General features: G+C 67.1%; 16 protein-coding genes. 3 read left to right on the forward strand and 13 right to left on the reverse strand.

Annotation, left to right across the window (positions count from 1 at the left end; translation table 11 throughout):
* Positions 1 to 142: 142 nt before the first annotated feature.
* A complete protein-coding gene (locus N825_RS39490) occupies positions 143 to 313 on the forward strand; it encodes a hypothetical protein (protein WP_157619751.1) in 171 nt (56 codons plus the stop codon).
* Entirely contained in the window at positions 313 to 987 is a 675-nt protein-coding gene (locus N825_RS34505) for a hypothetical protein (protein ID WP_037461729.1), read from the forward strand. The genes N825_RS39490 and N825_RS34505 overlap by 1 nt, the downstream gene beginning before the upstream one ends.
* On the opposite strand, the gene N825_RS34510 is transcribed toward N825_RS34505, so the two are convergent.
* From N825_RS34510 to sciP, 9 genes are all read right to left on the reverse strand, one after another.
* Positions 974 to 1,765 (reverse strand): MinD/ParA family protein, encoded by a 792-nt coding sequence (locus tag N825_RS34510; RefSeq protein ID WP_037461732.1) that lies wholly within the window; start codon positions 1,763 to 1,765, stop codon positions 974 to 976. The two genes, N825_RS34505 and N825_RS34510, sit on opposite strands and share 14 nt — an antisense overlap.
* Positions 1,762 to 2,838 (reverse strand): flagellar biosynthesis protein FlhF, encoded by a 1,077-nt coding sequence (locus tag N825_RS34515; protein WP_037461734.1) that lies wholly within the window; start codon positions 2,836 to 2,838, stop codon positions 1,762 to 1,764. The genes N825_RS34510 and N825_RS34515 overlap by 4 nt, the downstream gene beginning before the upstream one ends.
* 61 nt (positions 2,839 to 2,899) lie before the next feature.
* Positions 2,900 to 5,011 (reverse strand): flagellar biosynthesis protein FlhA, encoded by a 2,112-nt coding sequence (gene flhA / locus N825_RS34520; RefSeq protein ID WP_037461736.1) that lies wholly within the window; start codon positions 5,009 to 5,011, stop codon positions 2,900 to 2,902.
* A 28-nt stretch (positions 5,012 to 5,039) separates the two neighbouring features.
* Entirely contained in the window at positions 5,040 to 6,512 is a 1,473-nt protein-coding gene (locus N825_RS34525) for a sigma-54-dependent transcriptional regulator (RefSeq protein WP_037461738.1), read from the reverse strand.
* Between the two features lie 67 nt (positions 6,513 to 6,579).
* The gene (gene fliN, locus N825_RS34530; RefSeq protein ID WP_037461741.1) at positions 6,580 to 6,900 is read right to left on the reverse strand and encodes a flagellar motor switch protein FliN; all 321 of its coding nucleotides are present in this window, start codon (positions 6,898 to 6,900) and stop codon (positions 6,580 to 6,582) included.
* 10 nt (positions 6,901 to 6,910) lie between these two features.
* Positions 6,911 to 7,726: a FliH/SctL family protein gene (locus tag N825_RS37385; protein WP_051514139.1), complete on the reverse strand. Its 816-nt coding sequence runs from the start codon at positions 7,724 to 7,726 to the stop codon at positions 6,911 to 6,913.
* Between the two features lie 51 nt (positions 7,727 to 7,777).
* Positions 7,778 to 8,803, reverse strand: a complete 1,026-nt coding sequence (gene fliG / locus N825_RS34540; protein WP_037461744.1) for a flagellar motor switch protein FliG — start codon at positions 8,801 to 8,803, stop codon at positions 7,778 to 7,780.
* A gap of 23 nt (positions 8,804 to 8,826) precedes the next feature.
* On the reverse strand, positions 8,827 to 10,491 hold the full coding sequence (gene fliF / locus N825_RS34545; protein WP_037461746.1) for a flagellar basal-body MS-ring/collar protein FliF: 1,665 nt from the start codon (positions 10,489 to 10,491) through the stop codon (positions 8,827 to 8,829).
* A 394-nt stretch (positions 10,492 to 10,885) separates the two neighbouring features.
* On the reverse strand, positions 10,886 to 11,188 hold the full coding sequence (sciP, locus tag N825_RS34550; RefSeq protein WP_051514142.1) for a CtrA inhibitor SciP: 303 nt from the start codon (positions 11,186 to 11,188) through the stop codon (positions 10,886 to 10,888).
* A 336-nt stretch (positions 11,189 to 11,524) separates the two neighbouring features.
* On the opposite strand from sciP, the gene N825_RS34555 reads away from it, so the two are divergent.
* Positions 11,525 to 12,097 carry a hypothetical protein gene (locus N825_RS34555; protein ID WP_157619752.1) on the forward strand — a complete coding sequence of 191 codons (573 nt, stop codon included), beginning with the start codon at positions 11,525 to 11,527 and terminating at the stop codon, positions 12,095 to 12,097.
* Between the two features lie 57 nt (positions 12,098 to 12,154).
* Here N825_RS34555 and N825_RS34560 read toward each other — a convergent pair whose 3' ends face one another.
* From N825_RS34560 to N825_RS34575, 4 genes are all read right to left on the reverse strand, one after another.
* On the reverse strand, positions 12,155 to 13,552 hold the full coding sequence (locus tag N825_RS34560; RefSeq protein WP_051514145.1) for a nucleotide sugar dehydrogenase: 1,398 nt from the start codon (positions 13,550 to 13,552) through the stop codon (positions 12,155 to 12,157).
* A gap of 60 nt (positions 13,553 to 13,612) precedes the next feature.
* On the reverse strand, positions 13,613 to 14,632 hold the full coding sequence (locus tag N825_RS34565; RefSeq protein WP_037461764.1) for an NAD-dependent epimerase/dehydratase family protein: 1,020 nt from the start codon (positions 14,630 to 14,632) through the stop codon (positions 13,613 to 13,615).
* A gap of 94 nt (positions 14,633 to 14,726) precedes the next feature.
* A complete protein-coding gene (locus N825_RS34570; protein ID WP_051514146.1) occupies positions 14,727 to 16,964 on the reverse strand; it encodes a tetratricopeptide repeat protein in 2,238 nt (745 codons plus the stop codon).
* Between the two features lie 42 nt (positions 16,965 to 17,006).
* A complete protein-coding gene (locus tag N825_RS34575; protein ID WP_037461755.1) occupies positions 17,007 to 17,423 on the reverse strand; it encodes a flagellar biosynthesis repressor FlbT in 417 nt (138 codons plus the stop codon).
* Positions 17,424 to 17,749: the final 326 nt, after the last annotated feature.

Here is a 17,749-nt window from a genome sequence, read left to right on the forward strand (position 1 = left end):
GGGGCAGGTGGCGGGGCAGGTGGCGAGGTTGGGGCCAGCGGTGCGGTGGAGGCTGGCGGAGCCGGTTGCGAAGCCGCGTGTCGCTGGATCGGCGGCGCGGGTGGGGCGGGTGGTGCCGGGGCTGGCGTAGCGGCCGGAACCGATGCCGCGCCCGCTGGAGGAGGGCTCGGAGGTGGCGTCACGGCGGCTGCTTGTACGGGTGCCGGACGGGGCGCGGGAGCCTGGATCCCGGCAGCCGAGGGCGCGGGAGCCGGCGTCGGAATTGGAGCCGTTACCAAAGCTGGCGGCTGAGCCGGAGCGGCGGACGGTGTGATGGCTGGCGCCGGAGGCGGAGCGGGAGCCGCCGCGCCCAGCGGCGTTGGCGGCGCTGGCGGGGATATCGCTGGCGTTGGCGGCGCTGGAAGACTGATCGAGAAGACTGTCGCCGGGATCACCATCCCCACCTTGATCGGCGCGACGGGTGCGGCGGCTGGAGCCGGACCGGGTGCGGCCGGCGCTGGGACCTGCGCCGCCGTGTTGGTGGACGGCGGCTGGTTGGGGCCTGTCGCGGCGGCGGGGGGCGCCGCGGGCGGCGCTTGCGGCGGCGGATTGGTTCCGACCGGGACTGGTTGCGGCGGACCCGGGGACGCCACAGGCGGTCCGAGCATGAAGACCAGCGTTTTCATGGGAGGATTGCCGGCGGGGATCTGGAGCGAGACCGGCCGGTCGACAGCGGGAGGGCTGGGCATCCTCAAGCTCACGTCGCCCGCCTGCGTCCGCACCTTGACGGTGCCATCGGTCGATTGCCCGACGACGGTGCCGGACAGCACGATGGCGCGCGCCAGGGTCTTCAGCTTGTCCGGCAGGGCCTCCAGCGACGCCTCGCCCGCCGGCTGGGGAGCCGCCGCCGCGGTCGCCGATGTCGTCACGGTTCCGGCGCCGGTCCCCGTGGCGCCGGCCGGAACGGCGGCCGCCGCGGGTGGCACCGGTCCGGTCATGATCCGCTGAACAGCTTGGATGCCAGGGTGCGGACATCGGACGCGGCGTCCGAACTGGGCGAGCGCATCAGCAGCGGCACCTGGTTGCGGATCGCGTCGCGGACCTTCTGGTCGCGGCGGATGATGCCGGCCAGCGGCGGCGCGAACTTCAGGAAGTTTTGGCAGGCCTTGAGGATCGTCATGTAGGTGCGCTCGCCCTCGCGGATGTTGGTCGCCATGTTGACCACCACCCTCAGGTCGGCGTTCGGGTTGGCCGCGTGGGTGACCTTGATGAAGGCGTAGGCGTCGGTCAGCGAGGTCGGCTCGTCGGTCGTCACCACCAGGGTGATGCCGGCCGGGCTGGAGAGTTGGCGCACCGTGCGGTCGACGCCGGCGCCCAAGTCGATCACGACGGCGTCATAATTGCGGGCCAGCTCCAGCAGGTCGGCGCGCAGCTCGTTCAAGCGCTGGACCGTCAGGTTGGCGAGGTTGCCGGAACCGGAGCGGCCCGCGATGACGTCGAAGCCACCATCCTCGAACCGCTCGGCGGCGGTTTGGAGCGACATCCGCCGCTCCACCACCAAGCCCAGGTCGCGCTTGGGCATCAGGCCAAGCTGGATATCCACGTTGGCGAGGCCAAGGTCACCGTCGAACAGCAAGGCCCGCCGGCCCAGCTTGGTCAAGGCGTGGGCCAAGGTGATGGAGAACCATGTCTTGCCAACGCCCCCTTTCCCGCTCGCCACGGCGACGACGTTGTGGCCACGCAGCGGGGTGACGTTGGCGGGGAAAACCGAGGATACTTCGGTCATGAGAAGGTTCCCGTTTGCTTGGCTGATCGTGTCGCATGCTGGACGCTGGAGGGAAGCAATAGCCGTGCCAGTGATCCTGGATTGAGAGCGCTAAGGCCCTCAACAACCTGTGGAGTGGCGCTGATGTCGGAAAAGCTGAGCCGCGCCTCGTAGGCTATGGCGAGCAGGCTGCCCAGGCGGCGCGTCATGTCGAGCCGTGTCAGCAGGAGGCGTCGGGCTCCCAGTTCCCGGAAGGCAGATCCTACCTCGGCAGCTTCTGCCGCGTCGCACCCGGCAGGCAGTACCAATACGGGTTCCAGGTCGGCGGCGTTCAACAGGTCGCTCAAATCGTTCATGTCGTCAGGGTCGAAGGGGTTGCGGCCGGCGCTGTCGATCAGCACCTGTTCCACGCCGCGCTGCACGCCGAGGGCGTCGGCCAACGCATCGGTGTCCTCGACCGCCAGCAGTTTCAGCTTGAGCAGCTTGGTGAAGGCCGCCAGTTGATCGACGCCGCCGGCGCGCACCGTGTCGGTGGTGATGACGCCGACCTTGCGGCCGCCCAGTGTCGCCCGCGCCGCCAGCTTGGCGACCGTCAGCGTCTTGCCGGCACCGGGCGGACCGATCAGCATGAAAGGGCGGGGCGCCCGACCCTGGGGCAGGGGCTGGAAGGTGAAGATGCTGTCCAAGGCGGCGCTCAGCGCCTCCACCGGGTCGCCGGTGTCGTAGGTCGAGATGGTGTTGAGCAGGCGGTCGCAGATGCCCGGCGGCGTCCCATGGCGGGTCAGCGCGTCGGAGATCAGGTCGACGATGTCGATCTCCGGCTCGCGGCGCCAGCCGCGACCGGAATTCCCCCCGGCACCGTTGCGGCCGCCATGTTCCCCCTGGCCGTAGCCGGAGTCTTCCTGGTCCCGCTCGTGACTCGATGGCGGCGGCGGCGGTGGCGGTGGCGGCTCCGCGTCGTCGATCGCGGCGGTCAGCCGGACGCCACCCTCCTCCTCGCGCGTCGCGACGATGATCGCGTCATCGCCCAACGCGTCGCGGACGAGCCGCATCGCCTCCACCATGGTCGGAGCATGAAAGCTCTTCAGCCGCACCTAAGGTCACCTTTCATTGCCGGCCCACGGCCTTGTCGGTCGCCCACGTCATTGGACCGCATCAGATCTGCCCCAGGGTTCGGATCTTCGCCTTGGGGTGGATCTCGTTCTGCGACATGACGGTGGTCGCCGGCCGGAATCTCTCGATGATCGATCGCACATAAGGCCGGACGCCGGGGCTGGTCAGCAGCACCGGTGTCTCGCCCATCATGGCGTGACGTTCGAAAGTCTGACGCACATTGGTGATGAATTGCTGAAGGCGCGACGGTGCCATGGAAAGTTGTCTGTCATCGCCGTCGCCGACGATCGATTCCGCGAAGGACTGCTCCCATTCCGGCGATAGCGTGATCAGCGGAATCAAGCCGGCCTCGTTGCTGTTCGATTCCGAGATCTGCCGCGCCAGCCGGGTCCGGACGTGCTCGGTGATGGCGGTGATGTTGCGGGTGAAGCCGCAGGCCTCCGAGACGCCTTCCAGGATGGTCGGCAGGTCGCGGATCGAGACCCGCTCGCCCAGAAGGTTCTGGAGCACGCGCTGCAAGCCGCCCATGGTGATCTGCGCCGGGATGACATCCGCCACCAGCTTCTGGCTCTCGCGTCCAAGCTCGTCCAGCAGCTTCTGGGTCTCGGCGTAGGACAGCAGGTCGGGCATGTTGTCCTTGATCACCTCGGTCAGGTGCGTGGTGATCACGGTGCAGGCGTCCACCACGGTAAGGCCCTTGAAAAGCGCCTCCTCGCGGTAGTTCTGCTCGATCCACATCGCCGGCAGGCCGAAGGTCGGCTCGACGGTCGCCTCGCCGGGCAGGGAGATCGCCTCGCCGCGCGGATCCATCACCAGCAGCATGTTCGGCCGGATGTCGCCGCGGCCGGACTCGATCTCCTTGACCCGCACCACATAGGTGTTGGGTGGAAGTTGCAGATTGTCCTGGATCCGGACGGAGGGCAGCACGAAGCCGACCTCGGCGGCCAACTGGCGGCGCAGACCCTTGATCTGGTCGGTCAGGCGGAAGCCCTCGTTCGCCGTGTTGATCAAGGTCAGCAGGGCGTAGCCCAGCTCCAGGCGGACCGAGTCGATGGACAGCGCGGTCGAGATCGGCTCGTCGGCGATCGGAGCCGGCGCCAGATCCACCATCGCCTCCTCGGCCAGCGCCTTGGATGCCTTCTCCCGCATCCGCGGCAGGTAGTACGCGGCGGCGCCGGTGGCTCCGGCCAGCACGATGAAGGGGACGAAAGGCATGCCGGGCAGCATGCCGAGAGCCAGCAGCATGGCTGACGACAACCCGAGCGCCATCGGATAGCCGCTGAGCTGTCCGAACAGCGCCTTGTCGGCCGAACCGGTGACGCCCGCCTTCGACACCAGCAGACCGGCGGCGACCGAGATGATCAGCGCCGGGATCTGGGACACCAGGCCGTCGCCGATGGTCAGGCGGGTGTAGGTGTCGGCCGCCACCATGAAGGGCAGGTCGTTCTGGGCGATGCCGATGACCATGCCGGCGATCACGTTGATGAAGGTGATCATCAGGCCGGCGGTGGCGTCGCCGCGCACGAACTTGGAGGCGCCGTCCATCGAGCCGAAGAACGCGCTCTCGTCCTCCAGTTCCTTGCGCCGCTTGCGGGCCTCGGGTTCGTCGATCATGCCGGCCGACAGGTCGGCGTCGATCGCCATCTGCTTGCCGGGCATGGCGTCCAGGGTGAAGCGCGCCGCGACCTCGGCGATGCGGCCGGAACCCTTGGTGATGACGACGAAGTTGACGATCGTCAGGATGGCGAAGACGATCACGCCGATGACGAAGTTGCCACCCATGACGAAGCCGGCGAAGGCTTCGATCACGGCGCCCGCCGCGTCCGGTCCCTCGTGGCCATGCGCCAGGATCAGGCGGGTCGAGGCGAGGTTGAGCGACAGGCGCAGCAGCGTCGTGATCAGTAGGATGGTCGGAAAAGAGCTGATCTCCAGCGGTTTCTGGATGAACAGCACCGTCATCAGGATCAGCACCGACATCGTCATCGACAGCGCCAGCAGCACGTCCAGCAGGAACGACGGCATCGGCAGGATCATGACGACCAGGATCATGACCAGCCCGACGGCCAGCGCTATGTCGCCGCGGACCAGCATCGTCCTGGCGGTGTGGAACAGCTCGCCCGCCTTGAAGCCGCCGCCGGTGGTCTGGTCGGTCATGGCGACGCCTTATCGTTGGGAACCGGGTTCACAGCGCCGCTCTTTCCATGTCGCCGGGCGGGGGAACGGCGACACCCTCCTCGCCATATTGCTTCAGCTTGTTGCGGAGCGTCCGGATCGAGATGCCCAGGATCGTCGCCGCGTGGGTGCGGTTGCCGAAGCAGTGATGCAGCGTGTCGATGATCAGGTCGCGCTCGACGTCGGCGACCGTCCGGCCGACCAGCCCGGTCAGGTTGCCCGGCAGGCCGGAGGCGGCGGGCGGCGGACTTACCGGAGGGGGCGCCATGATCCGGCCGCCGCCATAGGCGGCGTAGCCAGCGGCGGCGCGGGCCGCCATGAGGGCCGCCGGAGGCACCTCCGCCACGGGGGGCGCGGGGGCGGCTGCATGTTCGGGAGGGGGGGCGGCGTCCGACAGCAGGATCACGTCGGTGTCGATATTGGGGCCGCGGGACAGCAGAACCGCTCGGTGCATCGTGTTCTCCAGCTCCCGGACGTTGCCGCGCCAGTGGTGAGCCTTCAGGAGGTCGAGCGCCGCCGGGGTCGGCTGCTTTTCCGGCATGCCGTTCTGCTCGGCGTATTTCTTGGCGAAGTGGGCGGCCAGCGCCACGATGTCGGCGGGCCGGTCGCGCAGCGGTGGCAGACGGAGGCCCACCACGTTGAGGCGGAAGTAAAGGTCCTCGCGGAAACGGCCGGCGCGGGCCTCGTCCTCCAGGCGGCGGTTCGAGGTCGCCAGGACGCGGATGTCGACCTTGACCGGATGGCTGCCGCCGACCCGGTCGATCTCGCGCTCCTGGATCGCGCGCAACAGCTTGGCCTGAAGGCGGATATCCATTTCGCTGATCTCGTCCAACAACAGCGTGCCGCCGTTCGCCTCCTCGAACTTGCCGACGCGCCGCGCCAGGGCGCCGGTGAAGGCGCCCTTCTCGTGCCCGAACAGCTCGCTTTCCAGCAGGTTCTCGGGGATGGCGGCGCAGTTGACCGCGACGAAGACCTTGTCGGACCTCCGGCTCTTGCGATGGATATAGCGGGCCATCAGCTCCTTGCCGGTGCCGTTCTCGCCGGTGATCAGGACCGACGCGTCGCTGGGCGCGATCTGGTCGGCCATGCGCAGCACCGAGCCCATCGCCGGGTCCCGGCTGACGATCGCGTGGCTTTCCTGGACCACGGCCTCCAGCACCGCCGCGATCAGCTCGGCGTCCGGCGGCAGCGGGATGTATTCCTGGGCGCCGGCCCGGATCGCGCGGACGGCGGCTTGCGCGTCGGTGCCGATGCCGCAGGCGATCACCGGCACGGTGATGCGTTCCAGCTTGAGCGCCTGGACCAGTTTCGCCACGTCGAACTTGACGTCGATCATGACCAGGTCGGCGCCCTGGCCACCCCGCAGCGAGACCATCGCCTTGTCGATGCCGTCCGTGTAGGCGACCTTGGCACCCCTGTCGTGGGCGATCTTGCCCGCGGCGGTGATGTAGCCCTCCAGCGTGCCGACGATCAACAGTCGCATGACGAATGTCCCTTGGATACCATGCCGGTCGAGGTTCTGAGGATCGATGCCTTGGGGATCAAAGCTCTCAGGACCGGTCTGACTTGATGATTTCGGTCATGGTGACGCCCAGCCGGTCTTCCACGACCACCACTTCGCCACGCGCCACCAGACGGTTGTTGACATAGATGTCGATCGCCTCGCCGACCTTGCGGTCCAACTCCACGACCGCGCCGCGGCCGAGCTTGAGGAGCTGGCTGACCTGCATGGTCGCCTTGCCGAGCACCGCCGAGATCTGGACCGGAATGTCGTAGATCGCCTCGAGATCCTTGGCGGCGTGGCTGTCGAATTCGGCGACATCGCGGGAGCCGTCGAGTTCGTCGAGGGAAAAGCTGTCCTTGCCGGCCATCTTGTATCTCCTAGCTGTCGATCACTGTTGAATGGGCCTGGGCGGAATAGGCTTGGGTGGAGTGTGGTTGGGCTGGATGCGGCGGGACGGTGTGAGGATTGGTGGGATGGCCCGGGACCGGATGGGCCGCCTCCGTCCGATCGGCCTGGGGACCGAGCAGCCGGGCCGCCGCCTGATCCAGGTCGCGCCACAGGCGGTCGCTGTCCCGCTCGGCCCCGCCATCCGCCCACTCGATCCTGCAGTCGCCCGCCATAACGGTGGAATCGGCCAGCAGCACGACCTTGCCGCCGAACCCCCGCCGCGTGGTGATGGCGTTGATCCGCTCCGAAACCGCGTCCAGGTCGCCGTCGGCCACCCGGATGACCAGCCGGGGCTCGTCGATCAGGTCGCCGACGCAGGCCCCTATCATCGCCTCGATCTCGGCGGTGCCCTGCCGACGGGTGAAATCGGGCAGCAGCTTGCGCGCGATCGCGGCGCCGATCTCGATCACGCCCTCGCGCTGCCGCGCGGCGCTCTCGGCGGCGCTCATCACGATGTATTCCAACTGGTCGGCCAACCGGTCCAGCGTCGACAGGATCTTGGCGTTCGCCGCCGTCTCCGCCTGGATCTTGCCATTGGCGAAACCGTCGGCGTAGCCATCCTCGTGCGCCTGGAGCAGGTCGGCCGACTTGAACACCGGTTCCGGCGGTGCCGCGGGCTCCTCCGGTTCCGGCGGAGTCGGCGCGGACTTGGCCAGCGTGGATTCGGCGGCCAAGCGCTCCTCGCGCCGGCGCGCCACGTCGACATCGAACTCGGTGTCGAACAGGAATTTGCGGGTGGATGACATGATCGGGTTCCGATCGCCGGTTTTTCAACTGAGCCTATTTTCCAACGGGGCCTAATAGATCAACTCGTCCTCGCCCTTGCCCTCGGCCATCACGATCTCGCCGCGCGCCGCGAGGTCCTTGGCGACCTGGACCATGTACATCTGCGCCTCGTCGACGTCGCGCAGCCGGACCGGCCCCATCGCGGCCATGTCCTCGCGCATGATCTTGGCGGCGCGTTCCGACATGTTGGTGAAGAACAGGTCTCGCAGCGTCTCCGACGAACCCTTGAGCGCCAAGCCCAGCTTGGGCTTGTCGACCACGCGCAACAGCGTCTGGACGCCCGACGGGTCCAGCTTCGACAGATCCTCGAAGGTGAACATCAGCGCCTTGATGCGCTCGGCGCTGTCGCGGTTGCGCTCCTCCAGCGCCGCCAGGAAGCGGTTCTCGGTGTTGCGGTCCAGGTTGTTGAAGATCTCGGCCATCATCTCGTGGGCGTCGCGCCGGCTGGTGCGCGCGAGGTTGGACATGAACTCGGTGCGCAGCGTGCGCTCGACGTCGTCCAGCACCTCCTTCTGGACCGATTCCATGCGCAGCATGCGCATCACCACCTCCATCGCGAAGCTCTCGGGAAGCTGGGCCAGGACGCGGGCGGCGTGCTCGCCCTTGATTTTGGACAGCACGACGGCGACGGTCTGCGGGTATTCGTTCTTGAGGTAGTTGGCCAGCACCGTCTCGTTGACGTTGGCCAGCTTGTCCCACATCGTCCGGCCAGCCGGACCACGGATATCCTCCATGATCTGGTTGACTTTTTCGTTGTCCAGCACCTTCAGCAGCAACCGCTCGGTGCTCTCGTAGGTGCCGACCAACGAACCGGTGGAGGAGATCTGCTCGGCGAACTCGACGAACAGCCGCTCGATGATGGTGGAGCTGACGGTGCCGAGATTGGCCATGGTCTGCGACAGCTCGCGGATCTCCTCGTCGTCCATGTGGGTGAAGAGCTTGGTGGCGTGCTCCTCCCCCAATGCCAGCATCATGATGGCGGCCTTCTCCGGACCGGTCAGGGTGCGGTAGTCTTCACGGATGCGCAGCGCTGCCACGGTTCAAATCCCCCTTGCCCGGATCAGGTTTCCTGGTAGAGCCAGCTTCGAATGATCGAAACCGCCTCTTCCGGATGCTTGTCGACGATCTCGCCGACCTTGCGCATGGACGAGGCGCGGACGCGCCCCTCCACGCGGTTGATGTCGATCATCTGCTCCAGCTCCTCGCTGGCCTGGGCGTCCTCCAGTGCCAGGTCCTGCGCCAGGGCGCCCGGACCCGTCAGCTGGGCCTGCCCAGCCGAATGGTCGGCCAGCAGGCGGTCCGCCTCCTCCTCCTCGTCGGCGCCGCCGCTCCGCTCGAAGGCCTTCGCCATCAGCGGCCGGACAACCAGCAGGATCACCAGGATCGCCACGATCGCGAGCACCAGCATCTCGGCGATCCGGAACAGGTCCTCCTTGGCCATGCCCAGGAAGGTGGCGCCGGCGTCGGCGAATTCGGCGTCCGGCGTGGCGAAGCGCATGTTGATCACCTCGACCGTGTCGCCCCGGACGGCGTCGAACCCGATCGCGGAGCGCACGAGCGCCTCGATCTGGGCCATCTCCTCCTTCGGGCGCGCCGCGTAGGTCGGGGGGCCGTCCGGGACCGGCGTGTAGACGCCGTCGACCAGCACCGCGACCGACAGGCGGCGAACCTGCCCGGACTCCCGGACGTGGCTCTTGACCGTCTTGCTGATCTCGTAGTTGACCGTTTCCTCGGTCCGGGCGCCCTTGGTGCGGCTGGTCGCGGAGGCGTCCGCGCCGTTGGCGCCGGCGGTCGGCAGGTTGTTGGCGACCGTCACCGGGTCGGCGGCGTCGCGGTCGGTCGATTCATTGTTGTCCTCGACCGTCTGGGTCGAGCGGATGACCTGGCTTTCCGGATCGAAGATCTCGGAACTCGTGGTGATCCGGTCGAAATCCAGGTCGGCCGTGACCTCGGCGCGCACCTTGCCGAAACCCAGCGAGCGCGACAGCAGGTCCTCGATCACCCGGGTGGTGCGCTGCTCGTAGGCCTGCTTCTTCTCGTCGGCGTTCGCCTGGAGAAGCTGCTCGCCGCCGGCACCCATGCCGCGGGCGAGCAGGTTGCCGCGGTCGTCGATGATCGAGATCTGGTTGGGTTCCAACTGGGGAACGGCCGCCGCTATCAAATGCTGGATCGCGACGATCTGCTCGCGCTTCAGGCTCTGGCCGGCCCGCAGCTTGAGGAAGACGCTGGCGGTCGCGGCCTGCTGGCTGCGGCTGAACATCTCGCGCTTGGGCAACACCAGATGGACGCGCGCCTGCTGGACCGCCGCCAGGGTTCCCACCGTGCGGGCAAGCTCGCCCTCCGTCGCGCGGAGGTGGTTGACGCCCTGGACGAAGCTGGTGGTCCCGAAGCCTTCCGGCTTGTCGTAGATCTCGTAGCCGATCGACCCGCCGGCGGGAAGGCCCGCCTGCGCCATGACCATCCGGAGGCGTCCGACCTGATCGGCCGGCACCATGATGCGGGTTCCCTCGGGGTTGACCTGATGGGGAACCTTCTGCTCCTCGAGCTGGCGGACGATGGCGCCGCCATCCTTGGGATCGAGATCGCCGTAGAGCAGCGCCATGTCCGGGGTGGACAGGCGCGTCATCAGGTAGACGAAGAAGCCGATCAACCCCAGCGCCACGACGCCCATGGCGGCCAGCCGCACCGGGCCGAGATTGCGCAGGGTCTGGAGGAAGGTGTTCAAGCGGGCTGCCCTTGGCGGCTTTCAAGCGGAGTATTCTGGCGGAGTGGTCCGGCGGACCGCGGACGCAGCCGCCGGTCGAGGCCGTCATTCACCTGAAATGTAACGATATTTCCGTTTATGGATGGTTAAGAAAGTCCGTCTTCGGCGTCCGCTGGGCAAATTCTGCCTAGTGGACGGTGGCCCCGTCATGGGCCGCCCGGACCTCTCCAACCCTCCAATGCCGACCAAATCGGCGACGCGCCGAGGCCGCGGCGTGTCTCATGTCGCCGGAGCCTCGCGCGGTCGGTTCTGACGACGGTTTATTGTCGGCGCTGGTTTCAGCGATGGCGATAGGGTCGACACCGATCCGCGATGCCGGGATCGCGGATCCCAGCGGGCGTCGGGGCGTGGGGCGTCATTCGGCCAAGGTCACTTTCTCGCCCTGGCGGTAGTCCTGCAAACGGGTCGCGCGCAGTCCGCGCACGCCATGACTGTCGATCAGTCTTTGCCAGGAGAGGAACTCCTCCACCGACAGGGTGTACCGACGACAGGCCTCCTCGAGACTGATCAAACCACAGCGAACGCCGGCAACCACTTCCGCCTTGCGCCGCATCACCCAACGCTTCGTGTCGGGTGGCGGAAGATCTGCCTCCGTCATCACCCGTGACGCCAGGTCAACGACACTGTCCATCATCGGGTCTTCGTTATGAGCTGTCATGCGACAGGTTACCTCGCGAATCCTTACTCATCCGTCGGCAGCGGGCGTCAGTATCCGTGTGGCAATTTAAAAAACTGCTAACTCCCGGAAATCTTATGGCTCCAAAGAGGTATAATACCTCGATGGAGCGGGATTCGGGCCTGGTCGATTGTGATGAGGTCGGGAAATTAACCAAGTTCGCCACTCTTTGCGGGGTAGGCGTTAAGAAACGGTATAACGTCCCGATCACTTTTCCTCCGCAGGTTAAGAATGTCTTGACTCCTATCGCGAGAGTCGGGACCATGTGTATGGATCACCAGTATTGGGTCAGCTATGATGGACGCCATCGGAAACACAGTGCAGGCATCGACCGCGACACGCGCGGCGAGCCAGCAGGCTGTTCCGCGGACGGCTCAGCAGGATGCCGATCCGACCGCCGGTGCCTCGTCGGAACCATCCCGCTATTACAGCCCGGTCGTGCGCCTCGACAGCGAGACGCAACGCACCGTCCTCCAGTACCGCGACGGATCCGACGGCAAGGTGTTGGTCCAGTATCCATCCGAGAGGCAGCTAGAGGCCTATCGGAACAAGGCCATCGCCGAGCGGTCGAAGGAGCAGGAGCAAGCCGACGCGTTGAAGTCGGGTCGACAGGCGGACGCCGCCGGCGGTGACGCCGCGGGGCGGTCTGGTGCCTCGGTGACCCGGATCGACGGTGGGGCCAGTGCCCGCGATGGCGGGCGGACGGCTCCTCCGCCGACAGGGCAATCCGGTGGACGGGACAGTGGGGGAGCCGGCGCGGGAGTTCCGTCGCAAGCGGCATCACAACCGGTGGCTGCGGCATCCTCCCCGCGCTCCGCTTCCTTCGGCGCGGGTCTGGCGGGTTCGGCCTTCGGTGGCGGTGCGCCGGTCTTGAACTCGATTTCGGCCTGACGCCACCTTCTCCCGATCTGGAGCCCCACGCGGGCTTCGGATCGGTTTCAGCGCCCATTACGCCAGCATGGCCGTCATGACCTCGGCTTGGCCGAGCACGGGGGGTTGGCCAAGCACCGGCAAGTCGGACCGCATGGGGTGGCTGCCAAGCGCCACATAACGGACACCATCCTCCAGGCTCAGCCTTTCCGGGCTGAAGCTGTTCCAGAAATCATAGACGATCGCCGGACGGGCCAAGCCCCGCGCCAGCCGTGACAGCGGCATGCCCTGGAAGATGGGGTGGTTGTTGTGGACGATCACGAGATGGGCGCCATCGAAGGCTTCGGCGAGATCTCCCATCGGGGTGAGGCCCAGGGCGACCTGATCCTGGGCCGAGACGATTGGGTCATAGCCGCGGAAGGTCGCCCGCGGCAGCAGTTTGCGCAGTTCCGCCAGCAGGGGAATGACGGTGCTGCCGCGCAGGTCGTTGGTCTCCGGCTGGCCCTTGAACGCCAATCCCATCATCGAGATCTTGACGGCTCCGGACGGATACCAGGGCAGCACCTGGCCCGCCAAGTACTCCGCCACCTCGATCATCAACCGTTCGTTGATGTTGCGCGCCGCCGCCGCGATCTCGGGCATGACACCGCGATCCATCATGCTCTCGACCAGGATGTGCGAATCCTTGCTGAGGCAGGGACCGCCGACCGGGCCCGGCATCGGCAGTTGGGTCCGCGCGTAGCCGAGCTTGCCGAAGGTTATGACCTCGCTGGCCGAAATGCCGACCGCGCCGCAGAGGCGCGCCACCTCGTTGGCGAAGGCGAAACCGACATCGCGGCTGGTGTTGTCGATCAGCTTGATCATCTCGGCGGTTTCCGGATCGCGGACCCGGATGACCGTCGGCGTGATCGCGTTGAAGACTTGCGCAAGGCGGATCGAGCCGCGCGCGGAGGTCGATCCGATGATCTGCGGCAGGTGGGTCAACTCGTACAGCGCGCGGCCTTCCAGCGTGCGCTCGGGGCAGAAGCCGATATCGAAATCGCGTCCGGTCTCGGCCAAGATCGGTAGCACGATGTCGCGCGTCGTGCCGATCTTGACGGTCGACCGCAGCACGACGGCGTCGCCGTCCTTCAACTGGGCGGCGATCTCGCGGGTCACCCGGCGGACCATGTCGAGTCGGACCTTGCCGTCGGGCCCCAAGGGCGTCCCGACCGTGATGATGTAGAGGGAGATGCCGGGGTCGTCGGGCAGCGTGTTGCTGACGTGGAACTGGCCGGCCTGGAGCTGGATGGCCAGCCTCTCGTCCAGTCCGGGTTCGTGGAAATGCGCCTTGCCGGTGACGATCTTGTCGGTGAAGTCGCGGTTCAGCTCGACGCCCCACACGGTATAGCCGGCCTCGGCCATGATGATGGCGAGCGTCAGCCCGACATAGCCCAGGCCGATGACGCAGATGGTGCGGTCGTGCTGATAGTCCATCGCCGGAGCTCCCGCGGAGGTTTCGCCAGAAAGCGGCGGAGTGTTCAAGGCGTGTCCGATCTAAAGCCGGTTCGCGGCCAGTTCGGCGCGGACCCAGCCGACCACCTCGCGGACGCTCTCGGCGAGCGGCACGGTGGCGGTGAAGCCCAGCACGCGCTCGGCCTTCGCGGTGTCCGGCACGCGCCGGCGCACGTCGTACTCGAACGGCGCGTCGCAGGTGTGGCGGAACGGCTTGTCGCCATGGACTTCGCGCCAGACCAGTTCCGCGAGTTCCAGCACGGTGGTCGGTTCGGCCGTGGACAGGTTGAAGTCGTCGTTCTCGGCCTCGGGCAGTTCGGCGCACAGGCGGATGCCGCGCGCCAGATCGGCGCCGTGGGTGTAGCACCTGACTTGGTCGCCCTCGCCCAGGATGTGCAGCGGGTCCTGGCCCCGCAGCACCTTTTGCGCCAAGTCCGGCAGCACGTGGGACATGCTGAGCTTGACGTTGCCGCTCATCACCTCGGCGTCGCCCAACGCCTTGCCCTCGCCCAGGCCGACGCAGTTGAACGGCCGCACGATGGTGAAGGGCAGCCCGTACTGCTGATGCGCCGCCCTGGCGAAATACTCCACCGCCAGCTTTTGGAAGCCATAGCTGCTGGCGGGCGGCGGGGCGCGGGTGATCTCGGTCTCGGGGGTCGGGAAGGTGGTGGCGCTTTCGAACACCATGCTGGAACTGAGCGCCACGATCCGGGATAGCCTGCCGCTCCGCCGCGCCGCGATGGCGGCGTCGAAGGTCGACGCGGTGATCCGCTCGTTCTCGGCCAGCAGGTCGTAGGCGTATTGGTGGAAATACGAGATGCCGCCGATCATGGCGGCGCCGGCGATGATCCGGTCGCAATCGCCCGCCAGTTCGGTCATCAGCCGCGTGTCCTTGCAGTCGCCGAACACGAAGCGGTAATTGGGATGCGTGTCGTGCGCCTTGGCGACCGGGCCGTACTTGCTGAAGTTGTCGATGCCGACGACATGGTGCCCATGCTTGAGCAGTTCGGCGACGACATAGCCCGCGATGAAGCCGGCGGCTCCGGTGACCAGGATCTTCATGTGCATTCCGCGCTGGCGAAGCCGCCGTTGGTGTCCACCATCCACTGATGAAGGGTGGGCCGGCGACGGGTGGGACCAGACTATGTCGAAATGGTTAATCAATCGTGTCGGGAGATCGCGCCGCGGTCTGCCGATGGTCGCGCCACATCTGGTGGAACGCCGCCTCCAGCGTTCGGGTGAAGTTGGCGGCGTCGCACAGCGGCGACTGGGCGAGCCTGTCGCGGAGCCGGGCGCGCAGATCCGCCAGCCGGTCCAGGTCCGCCGCCAGTCCCTCCGCCCGGGCCAGATAGCCGGCGGTGTCCTCCGCGGCCAGTCCGGGCAATCCGACGGCGGTCAGGTGGGACAGGCTATGGCGGGTGCAAAACCGATCACCTGGCAGGGTAATCACCGGCACGCCCATCCACAAGGCCTCCAGCGTCGTCAGCCCGCCGGAATAGGCCAGGGGGTCCAGGGCGATGTCGACCAAGTTGTAGGCGTCGAGCAATTGCGGATGATGGCCGACGCCCATCCGGAGGTCGAGCTGGTCGCGTCCGATGCCATGGGCGGCGAACCGGTCGGCCACTTCGTCACGCACGCGCGGCAAGTCGAGCGCGAAGGTCTGGAGGCGCAGCCGCCGGTCGGCCCGGCCGCGCAGCAGCGTGCTCCACAGCGCGACGGTGGCCTCGTCGATCTTGGCGAGGTTGTTGAAGCAGCCGAAGGTGACGATGCCGTCCCGCCGCGCCGGCAGCGGGCCGACCGGCGGCGCGTAGACCGGGGGCTCGTAGCAGACATAGCAGTCCGGCAGCCGGAGGATCCGCTCGACATGATCCCGGTCGACGCCGGCCGGCGTCTGGCGCTCGTCGGAGATCAGGTAGTCCATCGCCTGGATGCCGGTGGTGCCGACATAGCCGGCCCAGGTCGCCTGGACTGGCGCCGCCCGATGGGCGAAGGCTCGCAGCCTGTTGTTGGCGGTGTGGCCGGACAGGTCGACCAGGATGTCGATGCCGTCGCCCCGGATCATTTCGGCGAGCTCCGGACCATCGCGGGTGGAGACGTCGTGCCAATGGTCGGCGGAGCGGCGGAAGCGCGCGGTCATCGCGTCGTCCTGCCGCCGGGACGAGTAGCAGTGGATTTCGAACCGCTCCCGGTCGTGACGCGGCACCACGCCGATCAGGAAGAACCCGACGGGATGCTGGCCGAAATCGGCGGATACGTAGCCGATCCGCAACCGTTTCCGGGGATTGTCATCGCGCCCGGTCTTGATCGGCGCTGGCGCCGCCGGGCCATGCCGTCGTTGCCATTCGGCGTGCTCGCGATTCAAGTCCGCTAGGCTCAGCGATCCGTCGTACTGCAGGACCAGCAGGAGATTGCTGTGGACCTCCGCGTTGTTAGGCTGCAGAGACAGGGAGCGGCGCAGCAGTCGCGCGGCGGCCAAGGGGTCGCCGATGCCGTTCAGCAGGACACCCAGCGAGTTCAGCACGAAGGGGTCGGCGGGATCGCGGCGCAAGGCTTCACGGAAGATCGCCTCCGCCTCGCCGGTGTCCTGGATGGCCGAGTGCAGCATGCCCAGGCAGTGCCGCAGGTCGGTGTCGTCCGGGCGATGGGCGACCGCCAGGGCGGTGATCGGAATGGCATCCGCCGTCCGCCCGGCGTCACGCAGCGCGAGCGCCAGCGAGCGGGTCAGGTGACTGTCCAGTTCCGCCAGCGCCAGACGCACCTGCCGGCCAAGCGCCTTGAAGGCATTGTCCAGGTCGCCTGCGCGCAGACTGACCAGCGCCATCTGGTGGAGGGTCGCGGGATTGTCGGGCCGCCATGCGAGGGCTTGGCGCAAGGCCGCCAAGGCTTGGTCGTCTTGGCCCGCCAGATGGAGCGCCACGCCGAGGTTGTGCCAGGAGGGGTCATGACGCGGATCGATCCGCAAGGCCCGCCGATAGGCTTCCGTGGCAGCGGCGGCGCAGGCGCCGTCGTACAGCGCGTTGCCCAAGTTGTGCCAGCCGTCACGATCGGCTGGATCGATCAGCAGCGCGCTTCTGCAGCACATCATCGCGGCTTGCCAGTTGCCACTCGATCGATGGAGAGCCGCCAGGCTGATCCAGGCGTCGGAGAAACGTGGGTCGGCGGCCAGCGCTTGGCGGAACAGGGCCGAGGCGTCGCACAGCCGCCTTTCCCGCTCGGCGATCAAGCCGAGCAGGTGCGGCGCCCGCGGATCCTCCGGATCGACCCGCTGGATCTCCTCCGCGAGCCATCCCGCCATCACGAGGTTGCCGGACAGCAGGCACCGCCCGGCCCCCGACAGAAGCTCGGCGGTAAGGGCGGCCCTGCCATCGCTGGCCGCCGGATGCTGCTCAGACATGCTCTTGCCGGTGAAACCTGGATCCCTGGCGGTGGGTCCAGGTCAGGCGGCGGGAAACTCGCGGACCAGCGCGTCGTCGAACTGGATCAGGTGCCGGCAGACATCCAGCGCCATCATGTAGTCGCCCTTGCGGCTTAATTCGGAGATGATCGCGAGGCTGCGCAGGACGGGTTGAAGCTCTGTCGCCTCGGCACGATCGTCCAGCAGCGAGATCAGCTTGGCGTGGTAGGCCGAGGCGGAAGCCTCGTTCAGGGTCATCAACTGGAGCGTGTAGTAGATGCGCTTGGTCGCCGTGTCGGCTTCATTCTCGTCCAGGATCAGCTGCTCGCGGGTCAAGGTCGGAGTATCCCTCGGCACCATGATCTTGCCATCCTCCCGCATGTGGATGGGGACGCCCTTCATGATGACGGTGCCACCGGGCTCGAGCGGGAGAGCGATCAGTTCGATCGTGTCGGTCATAGTCGTGCCACCCTCTTCATGTCGTTGCTGGACGTCGCGGGTCGCCTTAACCATAACCCGCCCGGTGTTGGTGGCCGGGATTATGTCCATCTTTCAAATATCTTGCAAGGTGGAGTTACATCAACGGGTGTAACACTTTTGAGTAAAAATTGGAGACCGTCGCCGCCGGGGCGGAGTCCAGGGCGGCATGTGCGGTGTTCAGCCGGCGAAGAGTTCGTCGAAGGCGTCGATGCTGGGATGGTGCTCGAACAGGACTGGGACGCGGTCGAGGATCCTGCGGGAGACGTGGGCCCTTCGGGCCGGATCGTTGGCGAGAGCGTGGGCGA

The sequence above is a fragment of the Skermanella stibiiresistens SB22 genome, assembly GCF_000576635.1.
Lineage (GTDB): Bacteria > Pseudomonadota > Alphaproteobacteria > Azospirillales > Azospirillaceae > Skermanella > Skermanella stibiiresistens.